Origin of the sequence: Paenibacillus sp. VT-400 (genome assembly GCF_001029205.1) — a bacterium.
GTDB classification, from domain to species: domain Bacteria; phylum Bacillota; class Bacilli; order Paenibacillales; family Paenibacillaceae; genus Paenibacillus; species Paenibacillus amylolyticus.
The window spans coordinates 77,070-89,983 of the sequence record NZ_LELF01000059.1 but is presented as its reverse complement, the minus strand read 5'-3'; the positions used below and the strand labels follow the sequence as shown (position 1 = coordinate 89,983).

Genomic DNA, 12,914 nt, shown 5'->3' with positions numbered 1-12,914 from the left:
AGAACGTATGGGACAAAAAACGGGATTCAAAAAAGGTGCACTGCTACTCTCTGCTTCACTGGTACTAAGTACAATTCTGGGCGCATGCTCCACCGACAAAGAAGGTTCAGGAACCGCTACGGGTGGCACCGATCAGATTACAATCATGCTGCCGAACTTTGAAGCGGAGAATCCGCCGGAGAATAGCCCAGTCATCCAGAAGCTTGAAGAATTGACCAAGGTAGATGTGAACCTGCAATGGGTGCCGAGCAGCTCGTACGAAGACAAATTCAACATTACACTGGCCTCGGGAAAACTGCCTCAGATTATGGTGGTGTTAGGGAAGTCCCCAAGTTTCATTAATGCGGCACGAACCGGAGCATTCTGGGAGCTTGGTCCATATCTGAAAGACTATCCGAATCTGAGCCAGATGAATGAAATCATCACCAACAATGCGTCAATCGATGGCAAAACCTATGGGATCTACCGGGCACGCGCCCTGGGACGTAATGGGGTCACAATCCGCAAAGATTGGCTGGAGAAGTTGGGGCTGGAAGAGCCGAAGACGATTGACGAATTTTACAATGTATTGAAAGCGTTCACGAAGGATGATCCGGACGGTAACGGCAAGGATGATACGTACGGTCTGGTTGCCAGCAAATTCACGGGCCCATGGGATAACATGCAGGTATGGTTCGGTGCACCGAACAAATGGGGAGATGATGGCAGCGGAGGCCTGATCCCGGCGCATGAGACACCAGAATACATGGAAGCCCTGAAATTTTTCCGTCAAATCTATAGTGAAGGTCTGGTCAATAAAGACTTTGCCGTGATGGATGCGACCAAACTGCCTGATCCATTTGTAAATGGTCAAGCAGGTGTCATGGTGGATGTAGCAGATAATGCGCAGCGCATGGATCAGAAAATACTGGATAAAGACCCAAATGCGACAGGACGTGTGGACGTGCTGCAAGCGATGGAAGGTCCAAAGGGATTGCGTGATATGCCAACGTCCGGTTACTCGGGCCTGATTGCCATTTCCAAAAGCAGTGTCAAAACGGAAGAAGACTTGAAGAAGGTACTGAGCTTCCTGGATCAGTTGAACGAACCGGAATTGCAGGCATTGTTGTACAACGGACTGGAAGGTAAGCAATACGAGAAAAAAGAAGACTACATCGTACCGAGCACTGACAAGCTTGCGCTCCGCGACCTGCAGGGCTTAAATCAGATTTTGATGTTTGTGCCGGAAGACAGAACGCTTCGTGTACAACAGACACCTGTCCGTGAAAAGGTTGCACAGGTGCAGAAAGCCAACGAAGAGATTGTCATCGCCAATCCTGGCGAACCGCTGATCTCTGATGTTTACGCTCAGAAAGGACCGCAGCTGGACAACATCATTAATGATGCACGGATCAAATATATCGTAGGTCAGATTGATGAGAAAGGATTCGAAGATGCTGTTGCCCTGTGGAAGAACAACGGCGGAGACGATTATGTGAAAGAAGTCAATGAACTGTACGCAGCACTGAAGTAGTCTTATAAGCCAAAGCCCGGCAGCCGTGCTTTCAGCGTGACGGGGACAGCCGGGCTTTTTCTTATCGCTGTAATGGCTTGATCCGTGAACAAAAATTTCATCCAACTTTCTGGAAATTATGACTTCCTGAATATGGTTTTTGATGTATAATCAAAGCGAAACAAACCTATTTGAACTCAAATGAACGTTATTGGTAAAGTTTAACGACCACTCTTGAACATGCAGGGAGGAAGGCAACATGTGGAATGGGGATGCATTTGAAAATCCCGAGGCGCAGTACAGGGTCCATCCCTTTTGGTTCTGGAACGGGGATATGGAAGAAGAGCAGATTAAGCGGCAGGTGGCCGAGATGGCCGCGCAAGGTGTAGGCGGATTCTTCATCTGTCCGCGTCAGGGACTACAGATTCCCTATCTCTCTGAAGCATGGTTCGATAAGGTGCGGGTTGCAGTGCAGGCAGCTGCCGACCATGGCATGCAGGTATGGTTATATGACGAATATCCATATCCAAGCGGGATGGCTGGCGGAGAAGTGACCCTTGATTTCCCTGAAGCGAAGCAGCGACAGCTCATACATCACCAGCTGGTGGTTCAGGGTGGAGAAGCTGTGGATCTGGAGTTGCCATGGGGACGAGTGTTGGTTGCCAAGGCGATTCCCAAGGATGTACAGGGCAAACGGTTGTGGCAGGAATCCATTGACTTGCGCAGTAAAATCGGCAATATCCAGACCGATCAAGTCTATCAGGAGACCGGACTCACCTCGTATAATCGTAAGCGGTTTTTCACCTACCGAACAGCTTTCCGTCTATTGTGGGATGTTCCCGTGGGTGATTGGGAGTTGGTTATATTTCAGGAAAAAGAGATCGATGATTTCAAATATTACGGCAACTTCGTTGATCCATGCCACAAGGAAGCGATGAGTCGTTTTATTGAACTGACTCATGAGCGTTATAAGTCAGCGGTTGGAGATCGATTTGAAAGCGTAATCAAAGGCATGTTCTCAGATGAGATCGCACCACTGGGTCGTATCCCCTGGTCGCCACAACTTCCCCGTTATTTCAGTGAGCGTTGTGGTTATAGTCTGATCGATTCGCTACCGGCCCTGATATATGGTGATGTTCCGGACGCGCATCGAATTCGGTATGACTATTACCAGTCGCTGCACCTGCTTCTCCGGGAGTCCTATCACAAACAGGTGCATGATTGGTGTGAGGAAGCAGGAATCCAGTATGCGGCTGAAGTGCCTGGCGTACGGATGACCACCCAGTTGTTCAGCCATATGCCAGGTGGTGATTCGGCACATGAGAAAATCGGACGATCCTTATCGTGGATTCTGGAACGATATGGCCAAAAGATGCGTGACAATCCCAAGATGGTCAGTTCGCTTGCCCGGCAATTGGGCCGAAGCCGCAATCTGATTGAATGTTTTCACAGTGTAGGCTGGTCCATGACGCTACAGGATGCCAAGTGGATGATTGATCGAATGGCCGCCATGGGCACCAATTTTTATAACTTTCACGCCTTTTTCTATACGATTGGTGGACTTGCGAAGCATGACGCACCACCGTCTCAATTTTTGCAGAATCCCTACTGGAAGCATTTCCGGCAGTTAGGGGATTACACCGGACGGTTGAGCTATCTCATGAGCACCGGAACAGCAGACATTCGTATTGCCGTGCTTGACCCAACGACGACATTCTGGAGTCTGATGGGTAATCCGCTCCATGGATTTGAGTATAGCGGCGAGGACGAAACCGAGCGAGTACAACTGGATCGTCTAACGAAGGACTGGATGCGGATCACGACACATCTGCTCGAAAACAGACGGGACTATGATCACCTTGACCCCGAATTGTTGGCTGAAGCTGACTTAACGGATGGCATCATTCAGATCGGCGTTGCCCGTTATGACGTACTGATTCTGCCACCGATGCTGAATCTGGAGGCCGTGGCCTGGGAACAGGTGAAGCGATTTGTTCGGCAGGGAGGAACTGTCATCTCTGTTGGGATGCCTCCGTATATTGCGATTCAGCCGGGAAGTCCGGAGGGAGAGGAAGCTGCCCAGTTCTTTGGTGCGGGCGAGCAGCCGCAAGAGGTGTACTGGGGCCGTAGCGTGACAACAGATCACGATAACCGTGAAACCATGTGGCATCGGGGTGAGGGGAATGCTTATTTTCTACCCGCAGGAACAGGGCAAGGAGATGACTTTTCGCTGGAGCTAATCTCTCTCCTGCTCGATCAGGTATTGCCGGAACCCATCTGCTGGATCATGGAGGAGGAAAGTGCCTCCCTGCTGATGCACACCCGTCAATTGTCGGCTGGAGAGCACATGGTTTTTTTGACCAATCAGGAGGGTCAGGACCTGAAGGGTCAATTGAAGCTGGTCGCCAGACAGCTGTGGGATGGAGCGGATCTGACAGAGGGCGCTTGTCTGGTGGCAGAACGACTTGATCTGGAGACAGGGCAGCTTCAGACATTGCCGTATACGAGTAGTGGTGGGGAATGGTGCATTTCACTAACACTGGCGCCTTATGAAGCGCATGCTGTACGCCTTACTTTACAAGCTGCGGGGACAGAGGTAGTACCAACGAAGGTGGATGTAACAGACAAAACGGGTTCGACGTTCGGAGCGGATGTTTTGGCAGGGGCCAATCAAGCAAGTAAGATCATGGTCCCTTCGGAAGAGCCATGGCGACTGGAAACGGTGCAGCCTAACATTTTGCGAATGGGACAATTCCATCTTCAGGCTTCCAATGTTAATGGTGTGATTCTGGAAAGCCAGCATGTAGCTGTAAAACCGTTTATTGATCAGGCGGCAGAATTATCGGAGCAGCAGCATCTGCCAGTCCAGTTTAATCAGGTATTTGGCACACCGAAAAAGGCATCCGTTGCTTACCCGATCGAGTGCCGTTATACGACCACATTTGAACTGAGAACGGCATTGCCTGCATGCCTTTTATTCATGGACAGAGCGGCGATCTCGGGCACTTGGTCCATGGAGATTAATGGGCAACCACTTGGAAAAGAACAATTCGATCCAATCGAAATAACCGACCACAATAACATCGCTTGTGAGATTACGGAGTTGCTGCACAGCGGTCTCAACGAAATGACGGTCATCGTACAGGTAACGAAAGATGAGGATGGCATTGTGGATCCCTTGTATCTACAGGGAAGATTCGGCGTGGAGTTCCATCATGAAGGCATGGCTTCGCTCGTGCGGGAGTCGGACACGGCCCTTTGTATCGGACCAGAACCGCAGCCGCTGTATCCCCATTTTGCCGGGGAAATGAGTTATAAACGCACGTTCTGGCTGGATGAGCCAGGGGAAGATATTACCTCGTTTGAATTAGAATTTAGCGATTGGCGGGTGCAGGATGTGACGGAAGTGCGGGTGAACGGACATAGTCTGGGTGTGAGATGCTGGTCTCCGTATCGTTGGAAAGGAGAGGCCTCCTGGTTGCGTCCGGGAGACAACGACATTGAAGTACGGATCACGAACACATTAATTGGCCTGCTGGAAGGTACATATTTTGATTCAGAACATCATCGATTACAGGATGCAGGTCATGTACCTGTTGAAGAATTGGGATAAAGGAGTGGAAGTAAGGAATGGGACATCGTATTCAGTTTGACCGCTATCCAGGTGGTGTGATGAAAGCGTTAACGCTCAGTTATGACGATGGAGTGGTGCATGATCGCAGACTGGTGGAAATCTGTAATCGGTATGGTCTGCGGGGAACCTTTAATCTGAACTCCGGTACCCTGGGTAATCCAGGCCGCATTGAGGCTGGGGAAGTCGCTGAACTTTATACGGGGCATGAAGTAGCCGTTCACACGGTTACTCACCCTACGCTGCCTTATGTTCCGAATGAACTATTGACCGAAGAGATTATCGAAGACCGAAAAGCATTGGAGCAGCTCGTCGGTTATCCGGTACGAGGCATGGCTTATCCCAACGGAGGGTACGACCGTGCGTTAAGTACAAAGCTGGAGTGGCTTGGCATTGATTATGCCCGTACCGTTGAATCACATGGCAGATACACGTTGCCAGATCGGTCGCTTGAATGGCATCCGACGTGTCATCATAACCATGATCTGGCGGGGCATGCCAAACGTTTTATCCAACATTCCAAAACAGGTACGCCACTATTACTCTACGTCTGGGGTCACAGTTATGAGTTCAATGACAACGACAACTGGGAGATCATCGAACAGTTCGGTGAGCAGATTGGCGGCAGGGACGATATCTGGTATGCCACGAACATCGAAGTGATTGCTTATTGGAAAGCGGTGCAACGATTGGAGTGTTCAGCAGATCGCTCCATCATCCATAATCCGTCTGCCATCCCGGTTTGGTTCACCGCAGATCAACAGGTTGTTGAAGTGCAGGGCGGAGAGACATTGCGGCTAAGCGAACGAATCAAGGTATAAGGAAGGGAGCTGACGATCATTCGTTATTTTCATGAGAACGAGGCAATTGCAGGCAAGGTGTACGATTCAATTCCGGATATATTGACAACGGTGGCTCAGCGTTATATTGGCGATCATCCGAAACATTCATTTTTGTTCAGAGCCTATCATCAGGGAGGTTTTCGTAGACGTGGGGACTACTGCTACGACCTGAATCTGAATGAGAAATGCGTAGAGGCGCATGCAGGGCAATACGTGTATGTATGGGGCAAGTTATGGAGCGAGCAGAATGCAACGTTAAATACGGGCCTGAACTGTTATAGTCCGGTGACGATTTACGTGAACGGTGAAGAGGTATTCAAGTCTGAGTTGTTACAGGAGTTATTTCCCGAGCGAAGAACCCAGATTCCGATTTCCGTGAACTATGGCTGGAATGATGTATTGCTGTGTTTTGTCAAAACAGAAGTGGGATTCGGCGGTATCTACGGAACAGCCTCGTTCAAAAATTTCCCGCTGCACTTCCTCACTCCTGGGGCAGATCGTCAGGGTCAGGAGGGCTGGTTATATTCGGAACCCGTCGATGAACCTGTAGTATCTCTTCCTCGTGACGGCATGACGGAAGAAGAAACGGGTCTTACCTGGTATCCGCGCAGGGGCTGGACAGATGAGGAGCAGAGCATGGGTTCTTTTGCCCGCATCTTTGGAACGGAACAACCGGCTGTTGCCTATGCGTGGTCCAAACTGGATGTAACCTTGCCCGGATCAACGCCAGTTATTTTACAAGGATGTCATGATGGAGCTTTGACCCTGTATGTGGATGGCACGGAAGTATACTCTGCTGGAAGCAGCGGTAATTTCCGCGTTGAACTTCCTCGCCGTTACGGTACATCCGATCTGGTAGCGAAAGGTGAAATTCAGGCAGTCGGCGGCTCATGGGGATTCACGTTGGAATATGCCGAGCGTTCGGATTCCAAAGGCTGGAGACTGAAATCGCCTCATCCGGTTGCGGGATGTTCTAACCCCTGGCTGTACACGGGTGTGTTTGCTCCCGGTGCTGAACCATCGCATGCCGACATCGTGCGAACAGATACCGTATTTGATGATGGTGCACAAGGTGTGTATTGGCGGGTAGATCTTCCTGATACGCATGTTCGTCCCTATCTGGAGAACACACATTACGGAAAGTGGAATTATCCGCTTGGCGTTACCCTGCTTGGACTACTCCAGACGGGACAGGAATTGGGACGGGATGATTACATTCAGTATGTACGGCAACATATTGAATTGAGTACTTCATTTGACCGCTATGGTCTGTGGGATCGAGAAGGGTACGGTGCGGCAGGGATTAATAATCAGCTGTCTGCCATCGACAGTTTGGATGATTGCGGTTCGTTTGGGTCTACGCTGCTTGCTGCGATGGAGTTGGGTGATATTCGTGGGGGAAGAGATACTGCGGATCGGATTGCGGGCTACATTACGGATGAGCAGGAACGTCTGGAGGATGGTGCCTTTTACCGGGTTCGCGGCAGTGGAGAGATGCGTCAGGAAACGATGTGGTGTGATGACTTGTACATGAGTACACCTTTTCTGATGCGTTATGGTCAGTTGACAGGAGATGCGACGTATTGGGATGATGCGGTCAATCAGTTCCTGATGTTCCGTAAATACCTCTACCTTCCCGATCAACAGATCATGTCCCATGTGTATGATTTTGTACGTGGTCGGGCGACAGGTATTCCATGGGGACGAGGGAACGGCTGGGTGCTCTTTTCCTTAACCGAATTGTTATCCATCCTGCCACATGATCATGTGAAACGGTCGGAACTATTACAGTTCTATCGTGATTTAAGTGAAGGTTATTTAGCGTTGCAAGGGGAAAATGGGCTTTGGCATCAGGTGCTGAACCGCCCGGATTCATATGAAGAAACCTCTTGCACGTCCATGTTCATCTACGCTTATGCCCGTGGTATTCGGGAAGGCTGGCTGGAACAGCCAGAGCCCTATCTGGAGGCAGTACGCAAAGGATGGTACGGCATGACACGTTTGTCGATTGACTATAAAGGCAATATATACGGGGTATGCCGGGGTTCCGGGTACTCGTTTACCGCCTTGTATTATCGCGATGATCTGGGATGGAATCTAAACGATACCCATGGGATCGGCATTGTGCTCTTGGCAGGCATTGAAGCGCATAAAATGAACCAGCAGCTCCGTGAGGCGCATATCGATTCTTCGGTTACAGCCGCGCAGCGCTGATGTTTGACGCAACTGAACGGATATTTGTGGATAGCCTTCTATAGGTAGATTACCAGCTAAAGAAAGCGGCAAAGCCCCCGGGCTTGCCGCTTTTAGTTTGTTTCCAATTTCGAATCCGATCTGCATAATAGCAATGATAAATACACTTACCTTCACCCAATAATATGAATAACTCCGTTTATAGCACGTATTAAAATAGCTCCAGCTGCTCCGGTCCTTCTTCCTTCTCCGGTTCAGAACGGTCAGGGAAAGGCTTCACCGGCTGATCCAGCAGGTCCATCATCATCTGGGCATTCGTCGCTGCATCGCCACCGGAGTTGTTATTAAAAATAACATAGACATCCTTGCTCTGCTCCTGCAATTGCTCCAGATATCCTTTCCACTCCAACAATTCTTCCTTGTTGTAACGGTACAGGTAACGGGTCTCGCGCCAATTAGGCGCACCATTCTGATGCCACCCGGACACATTGCGTCCGTGCATGCGCACCAGCGTCATCTCGGAATCTGTCGCCTGTGGCACGATGGGGATAGAACCTAGACCTGCCTGAGGTTCGTCACAGACGCTGTGAATCCAGCCTTGCTCTTTCAGGAACGAAAGCGTCCGCTCGCGCATGTCACCTTCATACCAGCTACGATGACGGAATTCCAGGGCACACGGAATGCCCTCCATTCGAAGTTTTACTTCACGAAGCTCTTTCACGTTGTCTTTATTGCACTCAAACCAAGGTGGATATTGAAACAAGGCTGCCTGCATTTTACCAGCTTCAATGACGGGTTCCAGTGATTCCCGAAAAGCCTTATACATCTCCGACGTGCTGGTGAAGTATGGTTTGCCTCGCAGATGTCCGGTCATTCCCTGATAGGCTTTGATGATAAAAGCAAAGGATTCGGGTGTCTCGGCAGCCCATCGTGCCATTCGATCCCGCGGCTGAACGGCGTAGAAGGAACTATCCACCTCCACGGTGGAGAAGTATTGTCCGTATAGACTAAGCTTGTCTTTGGCTTTGGTACGGTTTGGATAGAGATCTTCCTGATCCCCCCATCCGGTAAGTCCGATGCGAATCATAAGAACACCTCCTGTTGCTTTTTGAACAACCTCTTATAATTAACCGATTTGCAGGCATATGCTTAACATTATATCGTGTGCATTTTGGCTCTTCAATGTTGGAAAATTACTGGAATTTTTTGAGTTTGCAGAATAAAGACGTTACAATACATTAAAGCTAGGGGAAATGATCAGGCCTGTACATAGCGTACTACAGATAGAGAGCCAGTGACCAAGTGGAGGGCGAGAATGGATGACGGAATGGTATGAAAAGAGTTTTGGAGAAGATTATCTTCTCGTATACAAGCACCGGGATGTGCAGGGTGCCCATCAGGAAGTACATAAAATGATTAATTGGTTGAAGCTTGAGCCCAATTCTGAAGTATTGGATCTATGCTGCGGTATGGGACGGCACTCCATGGCACTTGCTGACGCAGGATTGCGAGTGACCGGAGTTGATCTGTCCGATGTGCTTCTACGTGAAGCGCGCCTAATGGACACTGAACACCGAGTATCTTGGTGTCACGCAGACATGCGTGAACTGCCGCTGAAAGGTGGCTTTGACGCTGTAGTTAATCTGTTCACATCGTTTGGTTATTTCCTGGAGGACGGAGAACAATTGAAAGTATTACGTGCCATTCATCGCATGCTTCGCCCAGGTGGCAGCTATATTATTGATTTTATGAATACGGCTTATGTAACGCGTCATCTGGTGCAGCACTCCGTTCGAGAGGATGAAGGACAGCGTATTGAGGAGTATCGCAAGATTGAGAAAGGGTTTGTGCAAAAGGAAATTCGCATTACGGATACCACATCCGGACATGAACCGCGGGTATATCAGGAACGTGTGAAGTTGTACACACGGGAACAACTGAGTCAGATGTTAAGTGCCGCCGGACTCCGGGTAGATCAGGTACATGGCGGCTATGATGAAGAGAAATATGACGAGAAGACTTCTCCGCGCATGATTTTTGTTGGTCGTCGTCCTGTGGAGTGAACAGAGACAGTCTGGAAGGGGGATAACATGAAGCGCACAGAAGAGATGCCCATGACAGAGGGCATACACCGGGTCAAGATCAGCATGTCGTTTCCCTTACGATGGGTGAACAGTTATGTGTTATCAGAACCGGATGGGAAGATAACTATTATAGATCCGGGACCGCGTAATTCGGAAACAGAACAGGAGTGGAGTGAAGCACTGGCAGATCTCGGCCTGACCTTTAGCGATATTCGTCAAATTGTACTGACCCACCATCACCCCGATCATCTTGGGTTGTCGGGTTGGATGCAACAGATGACGGGGGCACCCGTTCGAATGTCCACACGCTCCCGCCAAGAGGCCGACTATATGTGGGGACCTGATTCACGCATCAATACAATATTACCTGATTATTATGGTCGTCATGGTATGCCGGAAGACAAGACTGAGCAGATACATGAACATATGAAGGCATTTACTTCGCAGATCACACCACTTCCGAAGGTGACACCCATTGAAGATGGCGAGTGGCTTGATATGGGCGGGAAACGTTGGGTTGCTGTGGAGACGGGTGGACATGCCCCAGGCCATTTATCCTTTTATGCGCCGGAGTCCATGGAGATTCTGTGCGGAGATGCAGTTTTGCCACAGATTTCACCGAATATCAGTCTGCAACCCGGCAGTGACCCTCAGCCATTATTGTCTTATATGGAAGGATTGCAACGTCTTGGGGAGCTGAATGTCAAGCAGGCGTATCCGGGGCATCGGAATCCTTTTGCCCAGTTCAACGAACGGACAGTTCAATTGCTGGCTCATCACGAGGAACGTCTTCAGAAGATGACGGAGCGAATTCAGGAGTCACCGGCGAATGCTTATGACATCTGTGTGCACATGTTTGGCAATCGGCTGGGTACCCATCAACTGCGGTTTGCCATGAGTGAGACGTTAGCCCATTTGCAGGAGTTAATTCGACGCGAACTAGTGAAGCAAGAGCAGCAACCGGATGGCACGTTCTATTTTCAAATCTAAACGGAATGATGATATCGATATGAAATGATAATACGATCTTATATAGAGGCTCGGGACAGGAAATTCACCTGTTCTGGGCCTTTTTAGCCTCTCTTAACGGTTCATTCATCTATTTTTAAGCCAGCGCGCCTATGATACATCTATGAACTTCGCTAGGGCATGTCTTGAGACACACCCTAAAGAAAGCAGGGAAGAGCGATGACCAGAAGAAAACGGAATCAATGGAGAAAATGGCAAGCTTCAGCGGCAGCAACGTTGACTGTGGCTGCACTTTTTCAATATGTAAGAACTTCGGATGCCTTTGATGTGGCCTATGCAGCAGCAAATGGCACAGATACAAGCGTTACTGCTTCAAGCCAAGTGGATACGCATGATGATGTGATGGATGAATGGATCAACAGTACAACGGACAGCAACAACTGGAACACGCAGGACAATGACAATAATGATAGTCAATATAATGGAACATCCGATAGCACACAAGCAGCTCGGCCAGATCAGAGCTCGAGTAACGAGGGGAATTATTCAGATTCTCAGCGTATCGGGCAAAATAACCAGGGTACAGACTCCGGATACAGCAGTGGCAACTATCAGTCACGTACAGGTGCATCATGAGCCGCACGGAGCAAGTTGCTCGTCCGCTCCGATTTCAATTCCGTGCGATGAACACGGATGTTGAAGTGCAACTGTCAGCTGGGCGGGAAGAAGCTGAACATGCAGCAACCGTGGTGAAGAATTGGTTTGAGACGCAGGAGCAGCGCTTCAGCCGATTTGTTGCAGACAGTGAACTGAATCGTTTGAATGCTTCAACCGGATGGATGCCCATCTCCGCTGCGATGGATGAAGTTTTGAGTTTGGCCTATGGATATATTGGCCTGACCGAAGGGATTTTTCAACCGGGTATCTCGCAGGCTCTTCAGGCTTCGGGATATGATCTAAGCTTCGAGAAGGTGCAGCAACGACAATTGAAACGTCCATTAATTGAACGTGTATTGCGAACGAGAACACCTGAATCATCAGGATGGATGGAAGATCGATATGACCACAGCCGTCCGAGCTGGATTCAGCGGGAAGGTAGCCGGATGGTTCATCTGGACCCCGGAGCTGAGTTGGACCTAGGAGGCATTGTTAAGGGCTGGGCAGTAGAGCGTATCGCAGACTGGTTGCAGCGAACATTGCGTATTCCAGCGGGGTTGATTAACGCGGGTGGAGATATTCAAGTATGGGGTTCACCAGACCATTCCCAGTGGACCTTGCAAGTAGCAGATCCTTTGCAGAATCAGGGTGCTATGTCGGGAGCGATCCGTTTACAGCGAGGAGCTGTTGCCACTTCGGGTATTTCCCGCAGACAATGGCAGAATACGGATGGAAGCTTTGCACACCACCTCATTGACCCACGGACGATGGAGCCTGCAGATACGGACGTATTGCAGTGTACCGTTATGGGACAGCATGCTTCGCAATGCGAGATCATTGCCAAGACGGTATGCATTCTGGGGAGTGCCGAAGCCGTGGGCTGGTTAAACCGACATTACGATCGGCATGACGTCCTGTGGATGACACGGGATGGGAGTATTTATTTTAGAGGGAATACGGATACGCTTGCTGAGCATTGGCCCGGTTTTGATCCGGATCATCGCTTCAGTCTGATCTAGGACAAGTCTAACAGATATGGGGGAGCC

The 12,914-nt window shown here is 49.7% G+C and carries 9 protein-coding genes; 8 read left to right on the top strand and 1 reads right to left on the bottom strand.

Annotated features, from left to right (window positions below; all coding sequences use genetic code 11):
- Nucleotides 1-7 precede the first annotated feature (7 nt).
- The 4 genes from EL84_RS07270 to EL84_RS07255 all read left to right on the top strand — a co-directional run bounded on the left by EL84_RS07270 (nucleotide 8) and on the right by EL84_RS07255 (nucleotide 8,179).
- The gene (locus EL84_RS07270; RefSeq protein ID WP_047841212.1) at nucleotides 8-1,513 is read left to right on the top strand and encodes an extracellular solute-binding protein; all 1,506 of its coding nucleotides are present in this window, start codon (nucleotides 8-10) and stop codon (nucleotides 1,511-1,513) included.
- A 238-nt stretch (nucleotides 1,514-1,751) separates the two neighbouring features.
- Nucleotides 1,752-5,105 carry a glycosyl hydrolase gene (locus EL84_RS07265; RefSeq protein WP_047841211.1) on the top strand — a complete coding sequence of 1,118 codons (3,354 nt, stop codon included), beginning with the start codon at nucleotides 1,752-1,754 and terminating at the stop codon, nucleotides 5,103-5,105.
- Between the two features lie 17 nt (nucleotides 5,106-5,122).
- Nucleotides 5,123-5,944: a polysaccharide deacetylase family protein gene (locus EL84_RS07260; RefSeq protein WP_047841210.1), complete on the top strand. Its 822-nt coding sequence runs from the start codon at nucleotides 5,123-5,125 to the stop codon at nucleotides 5,942-5,944.
- A gap of 57 nt (nucleotides 5,945-6,001) precedes the next feature.
- The gene (locus tag EL84_RS07255; RefSeq protein ID WP_235431497.1) at nucleotides 6,002-8,179 is read left to right on the top strand and encodes a glycoside hydrolase family 105 protein; all 2,178 of its coding nucleotides are present in this window, start codon (nucleotides 6,002-6,004) and stop codon (nucleotides 8,177-8,179) included.
- 190 nt (nucleotides 8,180-8,369) lie between these two features.
- Here EL84_RS07255 and EL84_RS07250 read toward each other — a convergent pair whose 3' ends face one another.
- Complete coding sequence (locus EL84_RS07250; protein WP_047841208.1) at nucleotides 8,370-9,245, bottom strand: DUF72 domain-containing protein; 876 nt, start codon at nucleotides 9,243-9,245, stop codon at nucleotides 8,370-8,372.
- Nucleotides 9,246-9,477: 232 nt separating this feature from the next.
- On the opposite strand from EL84_RS07250, the gene EL84_RS07245 reads away from it, so the two are divergent.
- From EL84_RS07245 to EL84_RS30745, 4 genes are all read left to right on the top strand, one after another.
- Complete coding sequence (locus EL84_RS07245; protein ID WP_047841207.1) at nucleotides 9,478-10,221, top strand: class I SAM-dependent methyltransferase; 744 nt, start codon at nucleotides 9,478-9,480, stop codon at nucleotides 10,219-10,221.
- Nucleotides 10,222-10,248: 27 nt separating this feature from the next.
- Nucleotides 10,249-11,232, top strand: coding sequence for an MBL fold metallo-hydrolase (locus EL84_RS07240; protein ID WP_047841206.1), 984 nt, complete (start codon nucleotides 10,249-10,251; stop codon nucleotides 11,230-11,232).
- Between the two features lie 198 nt (nucleotides 11,233-11,430).
- A complete protein-coding gene (locus tag EL84_RS07235) occupies nucleotides 11,431-11,847 on the top strand; it encodes a hypothetical protein (protein ID WP_036605873.1) in 417 nt (138 codons plus the stop codon).
- Nucleotides 11,844-12,887 (top strand): FAD:protein FMN transferase, encoded by a 1,044-nt coding sequence (locus EL84_RS30745; protein ID WP_053061409.1) that lies wholly within the window; start codon nucleotides 11,844-11,846, stop codon nucleotides 12,885-12,887. The genes EL84_RS07235 and EL84_RS30745 overlap by 4 nt, the downstream gene beginning before the upstream one ends.
- Nucleotides 12,888-12,914: the final 27 nt, after the last annotated feature.

Bases quoted from the DNA above. Each gene is read 5' to 3' on its own strand.
- EL84_RS07270 (WP_047841212.1), top strand. From the start codon at position 8: ATGGGACAAAAAACGGGATTCAAAAAAGGTGCACTGCTACTCTCTGCT.
- EL84_RS07265 (WP_047841211.1), top strand. From the start codon at position 1,752: ATGTGGAATGGGGATGCATTTGAAAATCCCGAGGCGCAGTACAGGGTC.
- EL84_RS07260 (WP_047841210.1), top strand. From the start codon at position 5,123: ATGGGACATCGTATTCAGTTTGACCGCTATCCAGGTGGTGTGATGAAA.
- EL84_RS07250 (WP_047841208.1), bottom strand. From the start codon at position 9,245: ATGATTCGCATCGGACTTACCGGATGGGGGGATCAGGAAGATCTCTAT.
- EL84_RS07245 (WP_047841207.1), top strand. From the start codon at position 9,478: ATGACGGAATGGTATGAAAAGAGTTTTGGAGAAGATTATCTTCTCGTA.
- EL84_RS07240 (WP_047841206.1), top strand. From the start codon at position 10,249: ATGAAGCGCACAGAAGAGATGCCCATGACAGAGGGCATACACCGGGTC.
- EL84_RS07235 (WP_036605873.1), top strand. From the start codon at position 11,431: ATGACCAGAAGAAAACGGAATCAATGGAGAAAATGGCAAGCTTCAGCG.
- EL84_RS30745 (WP_053061409.1), top strand. From the start codon at position 11,844: ATGAGCCGCACGGAGCAAGTTGCTCGTCCGCTCCGATTTCAATTCCGT.